General features: G+C 66.0%; 20 protein-coding genes. 7 read left to right on the top strand and 13 right to left on the bottom strand.

What is annotated here, in order from left to right; genetic code table 11:
• Window positions 1-645 carry a 2-polyprenyl-3-methyl-6-methoxy-1,4-benzoquinone monooxygenase gene (gene coq7, locus AC1VXD_RS02650; RefSeq protein WP_482990706.1) on the top strand — a complete coding sequence of 215 codons (645 nt, stop codon included), beginning with the start codon at window positions 1-3 and terminating at the stop codon, window positions 643-645.
• A gap of 56 nt (window positions 646-701) precedes the next feature.
• Here coq7 and sugE read toward each other — a convergent pair whose 3' ends face one another.
• Both sugE and speD read right to left on the bottom strand, forming a co-directional pair.
• Window positions 702-1,022, bottom strand: a complete 321-nt coding sequence (gene sugE, locus AC1VXD_RS02655) for a quaternary ammonium compound efflux SMR transporter SugE (protein WP_482990707.1) — start codon at window positions 1,020-1,022, stop codon at window positions 702-704.
• A gap of 167 nt (window positions 1,023-1,189) precedes the next feature.
• Complete coding sequence (gene speD / locus AC1VXD_RS02660; RefSeq protein WP_006473908.1) at window positions 1,190-1,984, bottom strand: adenosylmethionine decarboxylase; 795 nt, start codon at window positions 1,982-1,984, stop codon at window positions 1,190-1,192.
• A gap of 149 nt (window positions 1,985-2,133) precedes the next feature.
• Here speD and crp point away from each other — a divergent pair, with 149 nt between their 5' ends.
• Window positions 2,134-2,823, top strand: coding sequence for a cAMP-activated global transcriptional regulator CRP (crp, locus tag AC1VXD_RS02665; RefSeq protein WP_079225401.1), 690 nt, complete (start codon window positions 2,134-2,136; stop codon window positions 2,821-2,823).
• A 93-nt stretch (window positions 2,824-2,916) separates the two neighbouring features.
• Window positions 2,917-3,678, top strand: a complete 762-nt coding sequence (locus tag AC1VXD_RS02670) for a sulfite exporter TauE/SafE family protein (RefSeq protein WP_482990708.1) — start codon at window positions 2,917-2,919, stop codon at window positions 3,676-3,678.
• 124 nt (window positions 3,679-3,802) lie between these two features.
• Here AC1VXD_RS02670 and AC1VXD_RS02675 read toward each other — a convergent pair whose 3' ends face one another.
• From AC1VXD_RS02675 to AC1VXD_RS02705, 7 genes are all read right to left on the bottom strand, one after another.
• Window positions 3,803-4,519, bottom strand: a complete 717-nt coding sequence (locus AC1VXD_RS02675; protein WP_482990709.1) for a haloacid dehalogenase-like hydrolase — start codon at window positions 4,517-4,519, stop codon at window positions 3,803-3,805.
• Window positions 4,516-5,310 (bottom strand): indole-3-glycerol phosphate synthase TrpC, encoded by a 795-nt coding sequence (gene trpC / locus AC1VXD_RS02680; protein WP_482990710.1) that lies wholly within the window; start codon window positions 5,308-5,310, stop codon window positions 4,516-4,518. Before trpC ends, AC1VXD_RS02675 begins: the two co-directional genes overlap by 4 nt.
• Before the next feature lie 74 nt (window positions 5,311-5,384).
• Window positions 5,385-6,416: an anthranilate phosphoribosyltransferase gene (trpD, locus tag AC1VXD_RS02685; protein WP_200752376.1), complete on the bottom strand. Its 1,032-nt coding sequence runs from the start codon at window positions 6,414-6,416 to the stop codon at window positions 5,385-5,387.
• Window positions 6,417-6,432: 16 nt separating this feature from the next.
• On the bottom strand, window positions 6,433-7,020 hold the full coding sequence (locus AC1VXD_RS02690) for an anthranilate synthase component II (RefSeq protein WP_049448425.1): 588 nt from the start codon (window positions 7,018-7,020) through the stop codon (window positions 6,433-6,435).
• 2 nt (window positions 7,021-7,022) lie between these two features.
• Window positions 7,023-7,805 (bottom strand): SIMPL domain-containing protein, encoded by a 783-nt coding sequence (locus AC1VXD_RS02695; RefSeq protein WP_482990711.1) that lies wholly within the window; start codon window positions 7,803-7,805, stop codon window positions 7,023-7,025.
• 67 nt (window positions 7,806-7,872) lie between these two features.
• Complete coding sequence (gene trpE, locus AC1VXD_RS02700; RefSeq protein WP_482990712.1) at window positions 7,873-9,348, bottom strand: anthranilate synthase component I; 1,476 nt, start codon at window positions 9,346-9,348, stop codon at window positions 7,873-7,875.
• 157 nt (window positions 9,349-9,505) lie between these two features.
• Entirely contained in the window at window positions 9,506-11,887 is a 2,382-nt protein-coding gene (locus AC1VXD_RS02705) for a Tle-like phospholipase domain-containing protein (protein ID WP_482990713.1), read from the bottom strand.
• A gap of 103 nt (window positions 11,888-11,990) precedes the next feature.
• Here AC1VXD_RS02705 and AC1VXD_RS02710 point away from each other — a divergent pair, with 103 nt between their 5' ends.
• Both AC1VXD_RS02710 and AC1VXD_RS02715 read left to right on the top strand, forming a co-directional pair.
• Window positions 11,991-12,872, top strand: a complete 882-nt coding sequence (locus AC1VXD_RS02710) for an ankyrin repeat domain-containing protein (protein ID WP_482990714.1) — start codon at window positions 11,991-11,993, stop codon at window positions 12,870-12,872.
• A gap of 11 nt (window positions 12,873-12,883) precedes the next feature.
• A complete protein-coding gene (locus tag AC1VXD_RS02715; protein WP_482990715.1) occupies window positions 12,884-13,738 on the top strand; it encodes an ankyrin repeat domain-containing protein in 855 nt (284 codons plus the stop codon).
• 8 nt (window positions 13,739-13,746) lie between these two features.
• Here the strand turns inward: AC1VXD_RS02715 and yegS are convergent, their stop codons facing one another.
• The 4 genes from yegS to AC1VXD_RS02735 form a co-directional block, all read right to left on the bottom strand.
• The gene (yegS, locus tag AC1VXD_RS02720; protein ID WP_482990716.1) at window positions 13,747-14,679 is read right to left on the bottom strand and encodes a lipid kinase YegS; all 933 of its coding nucleotides are present in this window, start codon (window positions 14,677-14,679) and stop codon (window positions 13,747-13,749) included.
• Window positions 14,680-14,963: 284 nt separating this feature from the next.
• Window positions 14,964-15,455, bottom strand: coding sequence for a GNAT family N-acetyltransferase (locus tag AC1VXD_RS02725; RefSeq protein WP_482990717.1), 492 nt, complete (start codon window positions 15,453-15,455; stop codon window positions 14,964-14,966).
• A 3-nt stretch (window positions 15,456-15,458) separates the two neighbouring features.
• Entirely contained in the window at window positions 15,459-16,136 is a 678-nt protein-coding gene (rpe, locus tag AC1VXD_RS02730; protein WP_108770252.1) for a ribulose-phosphate 3-epimerase, read from the bottom strand.
• A gap of 29 nt (window positions 16,137-16,165) precedes the next feature.
• Complete coding sequence (locus tag AC1VXD_RS02735) at window positions 16,166-16,495, bottom strand: J domain-containing protein (protein WP_025874605.1); 330 nt, start codon at window positions 16,493-16,495, stop codon at window positions 16,166-16,168.
• 141 nt (window positions 16,496-16,636) lie between these two features.
• Between AC1VXD_RS02735 and AC1VXD_RS02740 the strand changes: the two genes are divergently transcribed.
• Both AC1VXD_RS02740 and AC1VXD_RS02745 read left to right on the top strand, forming a co-directional pair.
• Window positions 16,637-17,563 carry a phosphoribosylaminoimidazolesuccinocarboxamide synthase gene (locus AC1VXD_RS02740; protein ID WP_482990718.1) on the top strand — a complete coding sequence of 309 codons (927 nt, stop codon included), beginning with the start codon at window positions 16,637-16,639 and terminating at the stop codon, window positions 17,561-17,563.
• A 237-nt stretch (window positions 17,564-17,800) separates the two neighbouring features.
• Window positions 17,801-18,286, top strand: coding sequence for an Mpo1 family 2-hydroxy fatty acid dioxygenase (locus tag AC1VXD_RS02745; protein WP_116862786.1), 486 nt, complete (start codon window positions 17,801-17,803; stop codon window positions 18,284-18,286).
• Window positions 18,287-18,637: the final 351 nt, after the last annotated feature.

Below are 18,637 nucleotides of genomic sequence, written 5' to 3' on the forward strand. Positions count from 1 at the left end.
ATGACCGTGCTCCGCCAGACCACCCCGCTGGACCACCTGCTGACCGAGGCGCAGCGCGCCCTGGACACAGTGTTCGGCAATCCGCCGGCATCGCGCCCCTACCCGGCCGCCGGTACCGATGAGCCGGGCATGGACACGGCGCAGCGCCGCCACGCAGCCGGCCTGATGCGGATCAACCACGTCGGCGAGGTCTGCGCCCAGGGCCTGTACTTCGGCCAGGCCGCGGTCGCCCGCGACCCGTCCACCCGCGAGCACCTGCTGGAAGCGGCCCAGGAGGAGACCGACCACCTGGCCTGGTGCGCCACCCGGCTGGGCGAGCTGGACAGCCGCCCCAGCCTGTTCAACCCGCTCTGGTATGCCGGCAGCTACACCATCGGCACCCTGGCCGGTCTGCGCGGCGACGGCTGGAACCTGGGCTTCGTGGTCGAAACCGAGCGCCAGGTGGAAGCGCATCTGGACGAGCACCTGGTCGACCTGCCGTCGGGCGACCTGCGCAGCCGCGCGGTCATCCGGGTCATGAAGGAAGACGAGGCCCGCCACGCGGAGCACGCCGAACAGGCCGGCGCCCGCCGCCTGCCGTTCCCGATCCCGGGCGCGATGGCGCTGGCGTCGAAGGTGATGAAGCACATCGCTTACCGGCTGTAAGCCCGCCGGGCATGGCCCGGCGCTACCAGACGGTAGAGTCGAGCCTGCTCGACTGATCAGTTGGGCGAGACCAGCTTCAGGCCGATCACGCCTGCCACGATCAGGGCCACGCAGGCCAGGCGCGCCGGCGAGGCGCTGTCGTTGAACAGGAAGATGCCCAGCACCGCCACGCCCATGGCGCCGATACCGGTCCAGATGGCGTAGGCCGTGCCGACCGGGATGGACTTCATCGCCTGGCTCATCAGGAACAGGCTGATCAGCGCCGCCACTACGGTGGCGACGGTGGGCAGCGGCTTGCTGAAGCCTTCGGAGTACTTCATTCCGAGCGCGAAGGCGATTTCGAACAGGCCGGCCAGCAGCAGGTAGATCCAGGGCATGAGTGGGGGCTCCTCACCTTGTTGAAGAAAAACAAAACGGCCCGGTGTTTTCACACCGGGCCGTGGGTCGGTACATCACCGTGGAACTGGAAACTGCGCAAAAAGCGCGTTCCACGGGGCGGGTCGTCCCGCCTGGGTGGCGATGCCGAGGGCATCGCACACGGGTCTTACTCGGACAGGTTGCGGCCGTGGAACAGCTCTTCGATCTCGCGCTTGAGCAGCGCTTCGATCTTCATGCGTTCCTTGAACGACAGGTTCTTGGCCTTTTCCTCGAACAGGTACTGGTCCAGGTCGAAGTCCTTCAGGTGCATCTTCGTGTGGAAGATGTTTTCCTGGTAGACGTTGACGTCGAACATCTCGTAACGCGACTTGATGTTCTTGGCCAGGAAGTTCTGGATCGAGTTGATCTTGTGATCGATGTAGTGCTTCTTGCCCTTCACATCGCGAGTGAAGCCACGGACGCGGTAGTCCATGATCACGATGTCCGATTCCAGGCTCTCGATCAGGTAGTTCAGGGCCTTCAGTGGCGAAATGACGCCACAGGTGGCCACGTCGATGTCAGCGCGGAACGTCGCGATACCTTCCTGCGGATGGGTCTCCGGGTAGGTGTGGACAGTGATGTGGCTCTTGTCCATGTGCGCGACCACGGCATCGGAGATCAGCTCCTTGCCGGCCTGCTTCTTGTCGATCACCGGCTCTTCGGAGATCAGGATCGTCACCGAGGCACCCTGCGGATCGTAGTCCTGGCGGGCCACGTTCAGGATGTTCGCACCGATGATCTCGGCGACATCGGTCAAGATTTGAGTCAGCCTGTCGGCGTTGTACTCTTCATCGATGTATTCAATGTAACGCTGACGCTCCTCTTCGGTGCGCGCGTAACACACGTCATAGATGTTGAAGCTCAGCGCCTTGGTGAGGTTGTTGAAACCCTGCAGCCTCAGGCGAGGCAACGGCTTGACCACGGCGGTCGATTCCTGTGTAAGAAGGGAAAGAGTGAATTATGGGGCAAAGTGTCCCCGGGGGGAACGTGAAGAGCTCACGACTCTGGCACACTATTTGCCCTTAACAGGAGCGCTGGTTAAGCTCCGCCATCGATCCTGTGAATCCGTTCATGCGCAGAGGGAGCGCCCCTATCGTGTCAACCGTGCGCCTAGCTAGCAGCCCATTGGCCTTGGACATCGCCACAATCGACCGCTTCCTGGCTCACAGCCACAGGCGGCGGTACCCCACCCGGACTGACGTCTTCCGCCCTGGAGACCCGGCGGGGACCCTGTATTACGTCATCAGCGGCTCGGTTTCGATCATGGCCGAGGAAGATGACGACCGTGAGCTGGTGCTGGGCTATTTCGGCGCAGGCGAGTTCGTCGGTGAGATGGGCCTGTTCGTGGAGTCGGACCGCCGCGAGGTCATCCTGCGCACGCGCACCGCCTGTGAACTGGCCGAAATCAGCTACGAGCGCCTGCACCAGCTGTTCCTGGGCCCGCTCTCGGCCGACGCCCCGCGCCTGCTGTACGCGTTGGGCCAGCAGATCTCCAAGCGCCTGCTCGACACCAGCCGCAAGGCCAGCCGCCTGGCGTTCCTGGACGTGACCGACCGCATCGTGCGCACCCTGCACGATCTGGCCCAGGAGCCGGAATCGATGAGCCACCCGCAGGGCAGCCAGCTGCGCGTCTCGCGCCAGGAACTGGCACGCCTGGTCGGCTGCTCACGTGAAATGGCCGGCCGCGTGCTGAAGAAGCTGCAGACCGACGGCCTGCTGCATGCCCGCGGCAAGACCGTGGTGCTGTACGGCACGCGTTGATCGATGCGTGTCCGCCGGCATCGCCCGGCGGCTCCGCGGACGTGCGACCTGCCATCGCACGCCCCGCACACGCGCATCCGCTAGGCTCGGTGCATGGAACTGAGCAGCGAATTCTGGTGGTTCATCCTCATCGGCCTCGGCGCACAGCTGGTCGACGGCGCGCTGGGCATGGCCTTCGGCCTGGTGTCATCGTCGGTGATGCTGGCGATGGGCATCCCGCCGGCGCAGGCGAGTGCGGCCATCCACACCGCGGAAGTGTTCACCACCGGCGCCTCGGGTGTGTCGCATCTGGTCGCCGGCAATGTCGATAAACGCCTGTTCTTCCGCCTCGCCATTCCCGGCGCGGTGGGCGGTGCGGTGGGCGCCTACGGGCTGACCCAGCTGCCGGGCGAGGTCATACGCCCGCTCATCTATCTCTACCTGCTGGTGCTGGCCATCATCATCCTGGCCCGCGCCGCCGGTCGGCTGATGCCCAAGGGCGAGGTCAAGCGGGTGCCCGTGCTGGGCTTCGTCGCCGGCTTCCTCGATGCCAGCGGCGGCGGTGGCTGGGGCCCGGTGGCGACCTCCACCCTGCTCGCCCGCGGCGGCCCGGCACGCACCACCATCGGCACGGTGAACGCGTCCGAGTTCGTGGTCACGCTGACGGTATCAGCCACCTTCCTGATGTCGATGGGCCTGCATCACCTGCAGATCGTGGCTGGCCTGCTGATCGGCGGCATGATGGCCGCACCGGTGGCGGCGCTGCTGGTGAAGCGGCTGAAGGAGCGCTGGGTGCTGGTGGCGGTGGGCGTGCTGGTGCTGGCCATCAGCCTGTTCCAGATCGGCCATGCGCTGAGCGGGTACCTGGCGCGCTGAGCGTTTCACGTTCGCAGGGCATGGCCCGACGCTACCCCTCGCCGCATCGGTAGCGCCGGGCCATGCCCGGCGGATCCGTCATCGTGCGATGGGGTCAGAGCCCCTTCGGGGATCTGACCCCGTGCTACGACTTCTCGCCGCCGCGGTCAACGCAACCCCAGTTGAGGATGCGGGTGCCGGCCGGCAGCACGCTGCGGAAGAACGCGACCTTGCCCGGCTTCGGGTTCACCACCACCGGGGCCTTTGCCGCCAGCAGCAGCGGCAGGTCGGCGGTGCTGTCGGAATAGGCGATGTCGATCTGCCCATAGCCGCGCTCGCGCAGCATGCGCATCTTTTCTTCGTTGTGGCAGTGACGGGTCGGACCGACCCCGCCCAGGCGCGGGCCGACCTCGGTGCCGATCACCGGCACGTCCTGGTGGGCCACGAAGCCGAGGATGGCGCGCGCCAGCTCCGGCGGTGCGCCGGTGGCGACCACCACGCGGTCGCCCTTGGCCCGGTGCGCGGCGAACACCTCCAGCGCCTGCGGCAGCAGCTTGGCGCGCATCTGCGCCTCGTTGCGCAGCACGTAGGCATCGATGACCTTGTTGAAGTCACGCGCGCGGTGCAGGCCGAAGCTGCCGATCCACACATAGACCGAAATACCGGCACGCCGGGTCGGCAGCATCGCCACCATCGGCCCGGCAATCGGCGTCACCAGCAGCGCGGCCAGCATGCGCAGGGGATTGCGCTTGATCAGCGAGGCGAACAGGTGGGTGCCCGAATCGCCGTCGTAGAGGGTGTGGTCGAAGTCGAAGACCACCAGCGGCGCATCCTCGCGCGGCGTTGGATAGTGCGTTGTCATGCCGCGAAGAATAGCTGACGCAGGCCCTCGCCCGGCTCTTCCACGCGCATGAAGGCCTCGCCGACCAGGAAGGCATGGATGCCAGCGTCGCGCATCAGGGCCACGTCCTGCGGGCCGAGGATGCCGCTTTCGGTCACCAGCAGGCGGTCGCGCGGCACGGCGTTCTGCATGTCCAGCGTGGTCTGCAGCGAGACCTCGAAGGTGCGCAGATTGCGGTTGTTGATGCCGATCATCGGCGCCGGCACCTGCAGCGCGCGCTCCAGTTCGTCGATGTCATGCACTTCCACCAGCACGTCCATGCCCAGCGACAGGGCCAGTTCGGACAGGGTGGCCAGCTGGGTGTCGTCCAGCGCGGCGACGATCAGCAGGATGCAGTCAGCGCCCAGCACGCGCGCCTCGTACACCTGGTAGGCGTCGATCACGAAGTCCTTGCGCAGCACCGGCAGCGTGCAGGCCTCGCGGGCCTGCTGCAGGTAGGCGTCGGCGCCCTGGAAGAAATCGACGTCGGTCAGCACCGACAGGCAGCTGGCGCCGCCGAACTCGTAGCTGACGGCGATGTCGGCCGGGCGGAAGTCCGGGCGGATGACGCCCTTGGACGGGCTGGCCTTCTTCACCTCGGCGATGACCGCCGGGTCGCCGTTGGCCACGGACGCCTGCAGGGCGCGCACGAAGCCACGGACCGGCGGGGCACTGACCAGGGCGGCCTGCAGCGCCTCCAGCGGGCGCTGGGCGCGGCGCTGGGCCACTTCTTCGGCCTTGCGGGCCAGGATCGTCTGCAGGATGTCGCTCATCGTCGTCGGTTCAATGCGGGGGCGGTGAGGACGGCCATTATCGGCCATCGGATGGGTCAGGCTGAACCGCGCGCTCAGGCAACCAGCGCGCGGGTGGTATCAACGTACTGCTGCAGGCGCTGGCGGGCGCTGCCGTTGGCGATGGCGGCGCGGGCGCGGGCCAGGCCGTCGCCGATGTCGCTGGCCACGCCGGCCACGTACAGGGCCGCGCCGGCGTTCAGGGCGACGATGTCCAGCGCCGGGCCCGGGGTGTTGTCCAGCACCGCGCGCAGCATCTGGATGGACTGCTCCGGGCTGTCCACGCGCAGGTTGCGGCTGGCCGACATGGCGATGCCGAAGTCTTCCGGGTGGATCTCGTACTCGCGCACCTTGCCGTCGCGCAGCTCGCCCACCAGGGTGCCGGCACCCAGCGAGATCTCATCCATGTTGTCGCGGCCCCAGACCACCATGGCGCGCTCGGTGCCCAGTTCGCGCAGCACGCGCGCCTGGATGCCCACCAGATCGGGATGGAACACGCCCATCAGCACCGACGGTGCGCTGGCCGGGTTGGTCAGCGGGCCGAGGATGTTGAAGATGGTGCGCACGCCCATCTCGCGGCGGACCGGCGCGACGACCTTCATCGACGGATGATGGATCGGCGCGAACATGAAGCCGATGCCGGTCTGTTCGATCGCGGCGGCCACCTGCGCCGGCTGCAGCTCGATGGCCGCGCCCAGCGCTTCCACTGCATCGGCACTGCCGGACTTGGACGACACGCTGCGGTTGCCATGCTTGGCCACGCGCGCACCGGCGGCGGCGGCGACGAACATCGCGCAGGTGGAGATGTTGAAGGTGTGCGAGCCATCGCCACCGGTGCCGACGATGTCGACCAGGTGGGTGGTATCGGCCACAGGGACCGCCAGCGCGAACTCGCGCATGACCGTGGCCGCCGCGGCGATCTCGTCGATGGTCTCCTTCTTCACCCGCAGGCCGGTGAGGATGGCGGCGGTCATCATCGGCGAAACGTCGCCGCGCATGATCTGCCGCATCAGGTCGACCATTTCGTCGAAGAAGATTTCGCGGTGCTCGATGGTGCGTTGCAGGGCTTCCTGGGGGGAGAAGCTCATGGGAATGCTCCTTGGATCAGGCCGCCGGGCGCTGCAGGAAATTGCGCAGCAGCGCGTGGCCGTGTTCGGTGAGGATGGATTCGGGGTGGAACTGCACGCCTTCCACCGGGAACTGGCGATGGCGCAGGCCCATGATCTCTTCGATCGAGCCGTCCTCGTTCTCGGTCCAGGCGGTCACTTCCAGCGCGTCGGGCAGGCTGTGCTTGTCCACCACCAGCGAGTGGTAGCGGGTGGCCTGGTAACGGTCCGGCAGGCCGGCGAACACGCCCTTGCCTTCATGGCGGATGGGCGAGGTCTTGCCGTGCATGATGTTGCCGGCGCGGATGACCGTGCCGCCGTAGACCTGGCCGATGCCCTGGTGGCCCAGGCAGACGCCGAGGATGGGCGTGGTCGGGCCGAGGCGCTGGATCAGCTCCAGCGACACGCCCGCTTCGTTGGGCGTGCACGGGCCGGGCGAGATGACGATGCGCTCGGGTTTCTGCGCGGCGATCTCGTCCACGCTCATCGCATCGTTGCGCACCACCTTGACCTCGGCGCCCAGCGTCTGCAGGTACTGCACGAGGTTGTAGGTGAAGCTGTCGTAGTTGTCGATCATCCACAACATGGTCAGGTTCCGTCGCTTATCAGGAAAATGGCGTACACGTTTTCGGTGTAGGTGATGGGGCCGGCTTCGATGGATTCGCGCGTACCAGGCGCTGCGGCACTGCCGGTGACGGTGATATCGTTCGCGCGCGGTTCGGGAACATCGACCACGTCACTCTCACCGGACTGCGGCCACTGCCCGGCCTGAATGCCGTAGGCAAAGTTCGGTGCCACATCGGAGATGCTGTACAGGCCGCGCACCTGGGTTCCATAGGCCTTGGCCAGGCCCTGCGCGGAGTCGCGGGTCTGGGCCACCGCCTCACCCTTGAGCTCGCGGCGCAGCGCCACTTCACCCGAGTACGTCGGGGCCATGCTGCTGACCTGTACGTTCTCGTTGGCCTTCAGCGCGCCCAGCACGTCCTGCATCGCCTCCACGCTGGCGAAGCTGGCACGCAGCTGGCGCGACACGCGGGTGCCGATGAAGACCTGGCGGCCCTGCTCATAGCGCGTTGCTGGACCGATGCGCAGGTTGTCCGCACGCACGCTACCCTCCACCGCCTTGTTCTGCTTGAACAGCGCCAGCACGCGGGCAACATTGTCCTGCACGCGGCGGCGCGCGGCATCGGCATCCATGTCGGTCTCTTCAAGGCTCAAGTGCAGGCCAAACCGGTCGGGCATCACCGTGCGGGTGCCCTGCCCCTTCACCAGCAGATGCGGCTGCGAGGGAAGGGTGTTGGCCTGCGCCCATGCAGACGGGGCCATCGTGGCCAGCAGCGACGACCACAGCAATGCGCTCAGCAGCTTCATGCGGTACTCCTTGTCTTGAACGGGAACAGCGGATGGTGCTGCGGCGCAGGCCACGGCACGGGAAGGCTTACAGGCCCTTGGCGGCCTGGGCGACGGCGCGGAACAGCGCGCGGCCCTTGTTCATCGTCTCGTCCCATTCCTTGTCCGGGTCCGAGTCGTACACGATGCCGGCGCCGGCCTGCACGTAGAGGCGGCCATCCTTGATGACGGCGGTGCGGATGGCGATGGCGGTATCGGCATCGCCGTGCCAGCCGATGTAGCCGATGCTGCCGGCGTAGACATTGCGCTTGATCGGCTCCAGCTCGCGGATGACTTCCAGCGCGCGGATCTTCGGCGCGCCGCTGACCGTGCCGGCCGGGAACGTGGCGCGCAGCACGTCGGCGTAGCTCAGGCCCGGCTGCAGCTGCCCGGTCACTTCGCTGACGATGTGCATGACGTGGCTGTAGCGCTCGATCACGAACTGCTCGCCCACTTCCACGGTGCCGGCCTTCGACACGCGGCCGGCATCGTTGCGGCCGAGGTCGATCAGCATCAGGTGCTCGGCGCGTTCCTTGGGATCGGCCAGCAGCTCGGCTTCCAGTGCCTGGTCCAGCTCCGGCGTGGCGCCACGCGGGCGGGTGCCGGCGATCGGGCGCACGGTCACTTCACCGTCCTGAAGACGCACCAGGATTTCCGGCGAGGAACCGACCACCTGCAGGTCGCCGACATCGAGGAAATACATGTACGGCGACGGGTTCAGCGCACGCAGCGCGCGGTACACATCCACCGGGCGCGCCTTGAACGGCACGCTCAGGCGCTGGCTCAGCACCACCTGGAAGATGTCGCCGGCGCGGATGTACTCCTTGCTGCGCTGGACCGCATCGACGAAGCCTTCGCGGGTGAAGCCGGAAATGAAATCGGATTCGTCCAGCACGTCGCTGGTCAGCGGCGCAGGATAGCCCGCACCCGGCGCACGCAGCTTGGCGGTCAGCGCATCCAGGCGGGCCTGGGCCTGGTCGAACGCCCCCTCGACACGCGGGTCGGCATGCACGATCAGGTACAGCCGGCCCTTGAGGTTGTCGAACACGGCCAGTTCGTTGGAATCCAGCAGCAGGATGTCCGGCGTGCCCAGCTCGTCGCGGCCGGCCGGCGGGGCCAGGCGCGGCTCGATGTAGCCGATGCACTCGAAACCGAACCAGCCGACCAGGCCACCGGTGAAGCCCGGCAGGCCTTCCAGCTTCGGCACCGAGTGGGCGCTGCGCAGCGCCTCGACCTCGGCGAACGGGTCGGCCACTTCGCGGGTTTCCACCACCTGGCCGTCTTCACGCACGGTCAGGGTATGGCCGTGGAAGGCATACACGCGACGTGCCGGCAGGCCGATGATCGAGTAACGACCAAAGCGCTCGCCGCCTTCGACGGATTCAAACAGGTAGGTATTGGGGCCGTCGGCGAGCTTCAGATAGACCGAAAGCGGCGTGTCCAGGTCGGACAGCACTTCACGGACGACGGGAATATGGGTGTGGCCTTCAGCGGCCTGCTGCTGAAACTGAGCGAGCGAATTCAAGACGACTTTCCTTCCGGGACACAGCGTTATGGGGGCGGACGACGGCAACGGGCCACCATCGCCACCAACGGCGTGCGGAAGAAAGGGTATGCGGGGTCGTCAGGCTGGACACCCGATGACTGTAACGCAGCTTCGCCGGGAGGGAAACCCCGCCCTACTACCCCATGCGTCGCGCCTGCTCCTGCGACTCCTGCACCTGCTGCTGGGCCAGCCCGGCGTCCAAGGCGGCAGCGCGGCCAGCGTTGAGGGCGTCGACCTGGGCGGTGCTCACGGCCAGCGGCTGGGCCATGCCCTGGGCCACCTCGACATGGGCATGGCGGCGCTGCGGGGCGTTGAGGTCGGCGGTATCGACGGCAAAGGCGCGTGCGCGGTCGTCGCTGAGGACCACGTGGGAGATGGTCTCCAGCCCTTCACGCTTGGCCTGGGCCGCCAACGCGCCGGCCAGCTGGTCGCTCTGCAGGTCGGGCACCCGGTTGTGGACGCGGTCCAGAGCGTGGACGCCGGCCTGGGCGCCAAGGAACAGGGGGTTGCCGGCGTGGGCAGGATGATCGATGCCGATCGCCGGTTTCCGGGGCTCCGTGGTGCGGCCCGCCTGCCGGCCGTCAGCGGCAGGCGTGATGCTCGGCTGCTGCTCGATCAGCGTGCGCGCGGCGGCTTCCTGCTTGATCAGCGCGGCGTCCAGGCTGGGAATGACGGTCGGGTCCATGCCATGGCGGGCCGTCGCCTCGCTGAAAGCCGCGCCGATGCCGCGAACCACGCGTGCGGACTGGTCCAGGTTGTGCAGCTTCACGATGTCCTGCGGCAGATTGCCGGTCGGCACGTGCGTGGCAGCCGCTGTTCCGAGGCCCGCGGTTGCACCGCCCACGGTGGCCAGGGCAACCGGCGCCGTGGCCGTGATGCCTTTCACGTGGGACGCCATGAAGTCATAGCCGCGATCCACATGCGCGCCCGCCGTGGCAAACCCGTTCTGCAGCTTGCCCGCCACCCATTGCCCATCGTGGTTGATGGCGGCGGCCACGCGCTCGCCCGTCGCGCGGACGCCCGCGGCGTCGGCATGGGCCTGCGTTTTCGCGTCCTGGGCATGTTGCTCACCCTGGTCGCGAACGGTCTCGGCCTGCCTGGTCAGCTTGTCGGCCACCTTGTCCATGCCGATGTGGCCAGCCACCCAAGACAGTGCGGACAGGCCACCGGCACCGGCCTGCGAGTGCACCCGGTGTGCGGTGGCTTCGATGCTGCCGGTCAGTTCGCGCCCCGAGGCGATCACCGTGCTGGCCGCGCGCGTGCTTACCTGCAGGCTGGCCGAACCCATGTTCACTACCTGACCGATGGCCATGCCTTCGGTCTTCAGCACGCGCTCGGCGCCGTCGCCGGTTCTGTCCAGCACATGGGCAGTGGCAGCGCCGGCTTTTTCGACCTGCTCGCCTACCCGTCGGCCGATGTGCATGCCGGCGGCTGTGGAATGCAGCACAGTGGAGATGGGCCCGGCGAGTTCTGCGACCTGGCTGGGTGCGGCCGTGTGCGGGCGATCGATCAGCGCGCCCTGCGCATCGCGCGTCCTGGCCTCGAGCAGCAGCTCGAGGCGCCCAGCCGCAAGCGGAACATCGCGCAGCGCCTGCTGACCCGGTTGGGTCGCCAGTTGTTCGATGAACTGTGCTGCAGAGGTCTGCGCGCCCGGCGGCAGCATCTCGCGCAGCTTCTCGCCGACGACCTTCTGCATGACCGGGTCCTTCAGCACCATGCCCAGCTCGTTGGCCAGCAAGCCGTAGCCGCGGCGCTGCTGCTCGCTGAGCCGGTGCATGCCGTTCTGCACATCGTTCAGCACTTCACCGGTGGTCTGGTAGGTGTGCACCGTCTGCTGCGTATCGAAGGTCGGCAGGCCGTTGTCCTTGGCGTACCGCGACGGGGTTGCCGGATGCAGGCCAGCGGCGTTGAACGTGGTGGCGCGTGCGCCGGTGACGGCGGAAGCTGCGGAGGCCATGCCGCCGCCGAGAGAGTGGCCGGCTACTTCGAACCCGCCGGGGACGCGCGCGTTCATGGCGGCGGCAAGATCCATGGCGCGATCGTAGTAGTCGCTGCGCATGCCAATGCCCTGCTGGCCATTGTTGAGAAAATCCTCGCTCCCGGACTGGCGCCGTCCGGTCGGTGCAGACGGATCAACAATCTCGCCCGTAGAGCCCTTGTAGACAATTACCGGCTTGGCATCTTTGCCCAGAACGTGCCTGTCTGGCAGGTAGATTTCCGCCCGGAACCCCGAAAGCGCTGGCTCCAACAGCTCCTTGAGGTCAGCGTCGGAGATATCAAACCCAGCCTTGCGAAGTGCAGCGGGATCGCTGCTTGCGCGCGTCCATCCCGCAGGAGGGGTCCCTTCGCGCTTCGCAGACTGATACACATCGGCAGCCAGTCCCGACATTTCGCGCGCGTGGTACGTCTCTTGTAGACGATCCGCCTCACTTCCATTTCCACTATCGCGCAACTGCTGGACGAGCATGTTCTGCTCACGGACTACGCGGGCACGCGCCTCATTGTCCTGATCACTCATGGCAAACTCCATTGCACTTTGAAATGCCGCTTATTCTGCGGTAGCTATGGATTACCAGAACCCTTTGCTACTGTCACGCCACGAGCGGACCAAAAGGAAAAAAATGAACGTCATTCTTCACAATATGACGACAAGATTCCTCGCAAGCGCGGCGTGGATCACGCTTTTCCTTGTAACGGGATGCTCTGCGACTACAGCGTCATCTGCTCATGGCGCTGAGGGCTACTTCGAAGGCAAAGCTCTAAAGCTGGCGATTGCTGCCGAAAGCGGCGACTCCAATGCCATACGTCACATCGTCAAAGAGGAGGGCGTCGATCCAGACAAGACGTTTTCATCGCGCGACGAAATTCCTCTGATCGCGTGGCCTCTGCGAGCCCGCAGCACCGAGGGACTGAAAGCCCTTCTTGATGTCGGTGCAGACCCCAACGCCCGCAAGTCGAAGGAGATGAACGGGCAGTTGATCAACTTCGACAACGCAATGGTCTACGCGGCGAAGATGGACGACCCGCGCTATCTGGATCTTCTGCTTAAGCATGGCGGAAATCCCAATACGCGCAACGTCAACAATGAGACGCTTCTCTATCAGGCGTTCATCAGCGGAAATCAATGGAAGAATGTCCAGAAGCTGGTGAAAAACGGCGCAGATGTAAATGAATCCAATCGCCGCAGCTTGGGCGACGACACCGTCCTGAGCTGGTACACACGGAGAGGTGGGTTCGACTATGCCTACTGGCTGCTGGAGCACGGTGCAGATCCCACCATCTCCCAGCCTGTACAGGAAGGATCGGGCAAGACTGCCCGTCAGCTGATGGTCGAAGACATCTACTGGGAAATCACCACGCCCGACAACCTGCCGTGGCAGAAGAAGTGCCAGCAATGGTTGGCTGACCGCAACATCCCGCGGCCGCCTATGCCAGAGCACATCCGCAGGAAGCGCGAGGCCTTCAAGTTCCCGAGCAGGGAAGAAGACATTCCGCTTCTGTAAGGAGATCTGACATGGACTGTCATCCGCTTCGCCTCACCGCTTCATTCCTGCTCCTGGCCGCAGCGCTCGCTCTGCTGTCTGCGTGTTCACCCCAGTCGAAATATGGTGCTGACCGGTACTTCGAGGGCAATGCTCTCGCATTGGCAATTGCAAGCGAACTAGGGGAAAGCGGGGCGATCACACGACTGATGAAAGACGACGGTGTAGATCCCGACAGAATATTCGCACGTAATGCCGGAATCCCTCTGCTGGCGTGGCCGCTCCGCGCGCGAAATCTCGACGGATTACAGGCGCTGCTGGACAACGGTGCCGATCCGAACGCACGCGCCTACAAAACGGTTGACGGGCGGAGGCTTGGCTACAACAACGCCATGGTCTACGCAGCCAAGATGGACGACCCCCGGATCCTCGAACTTCTACTGAAGCACGGAGGCGACCCCAACACGCGCAACTCCGCCAACGAGACCCTCTTGTTTCAGGCGTTCGTTGCGGGCAATCAGTGGGAAAACGTCAAACTTGTGGTCGAGAACGGCGCTGACGTCAACGAGGAGAATCGAGGCAGTGCTGACACCGTCATCAGCTGGTATACGACTCGCGGAGCATTCGAGCATGCCTACTGGCTACTGGAGCATGGTGCTGATCCCACTGTAATGCTCACCTCCTCACCCGGCGAACCTGACCGCATGCTTGTTGCCGAACACATCTACTGGGGCATCACTACGCCCGACCTTCTTCCTTGGCAGAAGAAGTGCCAACAATGGCTGATGGCACGGAACATACCTCGCCCCGCCATGCCTAAAGGAATTCGGGACAAGCGTGAAGCATTTGGCTTCCCGACCAGGGAAGAAGACATCCCCCTGCTGTAGCCCGCGGCTCAACCGCCGGAAAGCAGCTCGCAATCTGCCGGCAGGTGCATGCGCACCCGCCCCGCCACGCAGTCGATGCGGAAGCGACGCGCTTCCACCGGCTCGCCGTCCAGGTTCAACGTCAGTGCCTCCGGTGCGTCGATCTGGAGCCACGGCAGCTGCGCACGGGTCGCCACGCGCTCCAATGCCGCCTCCTTGCCACCGGTCAGCATCTGGCCCAGGGTTGCGGCAACCTCGCCGTCCAGTTCGGGCACCACGGTGACGTCCAGCAGGCCGTCATCGATCAACGCCTGCGGGCATAGCTGCTGGCCGCCGCCGGCCTGGCGGCCGTTGCCGATGCCGAGGGCAATAAAGCCGCCCTCCCATTCGAAATCCGGGCCGGTCAGGCGCGCGGTGATCGGCTCAATGCGACCAAGCTTGGCGATGCCGGTGATGACGTAGGCCAGCCCGCCCAGCATCTTCTTCAGGCCCGCATCGGTTTCCACGGTCACCTGGGTACCAAAGCCGCCGCTGGCGAGGTTGGCGCACCACCAGCGCTTGCCATCGGCGTCCACGCGCAGCAGATCGACGGGTCGGGCCGGCGCCTGCGCGATCAGCGCGAACGCGTCTTCGGGATCCGTGGGAATGCCGGCCGACGTGGCGAAATCGTTGGCCGTGCCCATCGGCACCAGTGCCAGCGACGGCAGCGTGTCGGCCGGTTCTTCGCGATGGGCCAGGGTCTCGGCCACCGCACTGAGCGTGCCATCACCACCGGCGGCCACGATCACATCCACGCCTTGGTCGATGGCTTCGGCCACGTAGCGCTCGGCGTCGCCCTCTTCCCAGGTCACCCGCACTTCCAGCTGCACGCCCTGCCCGCGCCAATGGCCAACGGCGTCGCGCAGGTCGTCATTGCCAGCGGATTTACCGTTGAGTATCAGGCGCCAGCGCGGGGTGGTCATGCAGGTGCTTCCAGTGGGGGTGGCACAGGCTATCAATCGCGCGTTCGCGGCCGGTGAAAGGCAGCGCGAAAAGCATCCACGCGTGGCGTGGCTCTACTCAATGCGGTGTCATTCAGATGTCATCGCGCACCGGGAGAATGGAAGGCCATAGCAGGGAAGACGGATGGAGGCAGGATCAGCCTCCCACGAATGCAGCAGGGCCGCGCCAGCGTTTGGCGCGGCCTTTTTTTGCTTCTTCCGGCAGAATGACAGTAGAGCCACGCCATGCGTGGCTGCCTTTCCCTTCAGCCGTTGGCGAAATCGTGCAGCGCCTGGCCCTGCAGCCGGTACACGGTCCATTCGTCCTGCGGCCTGGCGCCGGCGGCGGTGTAGAACTCGATGGCCGGGGTATTCCAGTCCAGCACCGACCATTCGAAGCGACCGCAGCCCTCGGCCACGGCCTGGCGCGCGATGTACTTCAGCAGCGCCTTGCCGGCACCTGCCCCGCGCTTTTCCTGGCTGACGTACAGGTCTTCCAGGTAGATGCCCTTGCGGCCCAGCCAGGTAGAGTAGTTGTAGAAGTACACCGCATAGCCGATGGCCTCGCCGTCGGCTTCGCAGATCAGCGCGCGGGCGGTGGCGTCGGCGCCGAACAGGCTTTCGGCAATGCCGATCTCATCGGTCTGCACCGAATGCTCGGCCTTCTCGTAGATGGCCAGTTCGCGGATGAACTGCAGGATCAGGCCGGCATCGGCCACGGTGGCCGGGCGGATGTTCAACACGGCCGCCGTTACCATGGCTCAGCCCCTCGCTGCAGCGACATTCGCGCGCATCTGCGCGATCACGTCCTGGTAGCTGGTCTTGGCGTTGAAGATGGCAGAGCCGGCCACGAAGGTGTCGGCGCCGGCAGCGGCGATAGCGCCGATGTTGTCGGCCTTCACGCCACCGTCGATCTCCAGGCGGATGTCCTTGCCGCTGGCATCGATCTTCTGGCGGACCACGCGCAGCTTGTCCAGCGCCGAGGGAATGAAGGCCTGGCCGCCGAAGCCCGGGTTGACCGACATCAGCAGCACCAGGTCCAGGTCATCCAGCACCCAGTCCAGGATGTCCACCGGGGTGGCCGGGTTCAGCACCAGGCCCGGCTTGCAGCCCAGCGAACGGATCAGCTGGATGGTGCGGTGCGGGTGGCGGCTGGCCTCCGGGTGGAAGCTGATGTAGGTGGCACCGGCCTCGGCGAAGTCCGGGATGATGCGGTCCACCGGCTCGACCATCAGGTGCACGTCGATCGGCGCGGTGACGCCGTGCTTGCGCAGGGCCTGGCAGACCATCGGGCCGATGGTCAGGTTGGGCACGTAATGGTTGTCCATCACGTCGAAGTGGACCCAGTCCGCACCGGCGGCCAGGACGTTGTCCACTTCCTCGCCCAGGCGGGCGAAATCGGCGGACAGGATGGACGGGGCGATGAGGCAGTTGGACATGGCCGGGGCCTTGGAGACGAGGGAAAGGGTCAGCGCTTGCGCAGCGTCTTGATGCGGTCGTAGGCGGCGTTGATCCGCCGCGACTTCTGCTCGGCCTGCTGCTGCAGCTCGGGGGCCGCGCCGCCGAGCTTGTCGGGGTGGTACTGGGAAATGAGCTTGCGGTAGGCCCGCTCGACCTCGGCGTCGGTGGCCTCGGAGGTCAACCCCAGCTCCCGGTACGGGTTTTCCTTGTTCAGGCGGAACCAGTCGCTGTCGAAGGCGTGGCCCAGCAGCAGGCCCACCACCGCCCCGAACAGCGGATTGGGCCGGAACAGCAGGGCCCCGGCGATGAATCCGAGCAGTTTTCCGTACCAGCGCATGGCGCCCCAGGGTCGACCGGCGAAATGGATGCTCATTTTACGTCACAGCGGGCCCGGACCGCTTTACACTAGGCCGCCCGCTGGTCAGCGGGCCCGCCGGGTCCGTTGGGCAGCCGTATCGACAACGCCCCAGGAGTGCCCGTGCCAACCACGCTGTTGCAATCCGATCTCCCCGGCCTGCCCTTGCGCCATCGCGGCAAGGTGCGTGATGTGTTCGATATCCCGCGCGAGCGGCTGCCTGCAGGGACCCCGCCGGGCGATTACCTGCTGATGGTGGCCACCGATCGCCTGTCGGCGTTCGACGTGGTCCTGCCCGACCCGATCCCGGGCAAGGGCGAGATGCTCTGCCAGGTGTCCAACTTCTGGTTCGCCAAGACCGCGCACCTGATGCCCAACCACCTGACCGGCATCGACGTGGCCAGCGTGCTGCCCGAGGGCGTCGACCCGGCCCTGTACGCCAAGCGCGCAGTGGTCACCCGCAAGCTGAAGCCGGTGCCGGTGGAGGCGATCGCCCGCGGTTACCTGATCGGCAGCGGCTGGAAGGACTACCAGCGCACCGGCAAGGTCAGCGGCATCGACCTGCCCGACGGCCTGCGCCAAGCCGAGCAGCTGCCCGAGCCGATCTTCACCCCGTCCACCAAGGCCGCCGTCGGCGACCACGACGAGAACATCGATTTCGATGCGATGGTCAAGCAGGTGGGCGCGGACCTGGCCGAGCGCGTGCGCGATGCCACCCTGCGCATCTACAAGTTCGCGGCGGACTACGCCCGCGAGCGCGGCATCATCCTGGCCGATACCAAGTTCGAGTTCGGTACCGATGCCGATGGCCGCCTGTACATCATGGACGAGATGCTGACGCCGGATTCCTCGCGCTACTGGCCGGCCGACGAGTACGAAGTGGGCACCAGCCCGCCGAGCTACGACAAGCAGTTCGTGCGTGATTACCTGGAGACGCTGGACTGGGGCAAGACCGCCCCGGGCCCGAACATCCCGGCGGAAATCATCGAGCGCACCCGCGCGAAGTACGCCGAGGCGCTGCAGCGCCTGGCCGGGATCAGCATCGACTGATTGCCCCAGCGCCCCCTGCCGGAAGGTCGGGGGCGTTCTGCTTGGGGCGACCGCTGGCGGGATGCCGGCGGCCGGGAAGAGTCGACCGTTGGTCGACTGCTCTTCGTTCCGATCGCGCAAAACCCGCGCTGCGCGCGATAGTCGACCAACGGTCGACTCTACCCCGTCGGCCCTGCCGGTTCGGGATTACCGGTGGGCGTCCCGCACCGTCCGCTCCGGCCGGAGTATGCTGGCGACATGCAGACCACCACCCAGCTTGCGCGGCCGATCGACCGCTACTTCGCCAGCTATTCAGACGACCACCGCAATGTCATCAACCAGCGCATCCATGTGGTGGCGGTGCCGGCGATCCTGTGGTCGGTGGTGGCCCTGCTGTGGTGCGTGCCGCCGCTGATCACCTGGTTCCAGTACGGCATCTGGTCGGCCTTCGCGATGTTCAGCGCCTGGTGCTTCTACAACAAGCTGTCGCGCCCGCTGGGCATCGGCATGCTCATCCAGTTCTTCGTGTTCGGCTGCCTGTGCCGCCTGCTGGAGGCCGAGATCGGCCTGAACAGCCTGCGCTGGCTGGCGGTGGGCGTGTTCGTGGTGGCCTGGGTGGCGCAGTTCATCGGCCACACGTTCGAGGGCCGCAAGCCCAGCTTCCTGACCGACCTGACCTACCTGCTGATCGGCCCGGCCTGGGTGATGGCCAAGGCCTACCGCAAGCTCGACTGGCGCTACTGACCTTTCCTGCCGCGTCACTGTCCGTCGTTTCCTGAACGGACACGTCCCGTCACCCCTGCTGCACGAACGACCTGCCAGCCTGCGATGCACGGGCGGCACACGCCTGCCTGCGCGTCCGCCGTGAAAGCCACAGCCGTTGCCACGCGGGGGCGCGGGCCGCCATGCGCGGGCGTAGGGAGCCGATCCGGCAACGCCGGCGACCACACCCCGCAAGGCCCTGGAATGGACATGCCGCACCGTAAAAAAGATGAATAGCGCACGTTACATGCCGTTTGTGGCCGTTACATGGGTTTCGGCGACATTTGGCTGACTGTTAGACTCAATGACCTGCTCGTGAATCATGGATTCCCT

Source organism: Stenotrophomonas sp. STEN054 (genome assembly GCF_056854535.1).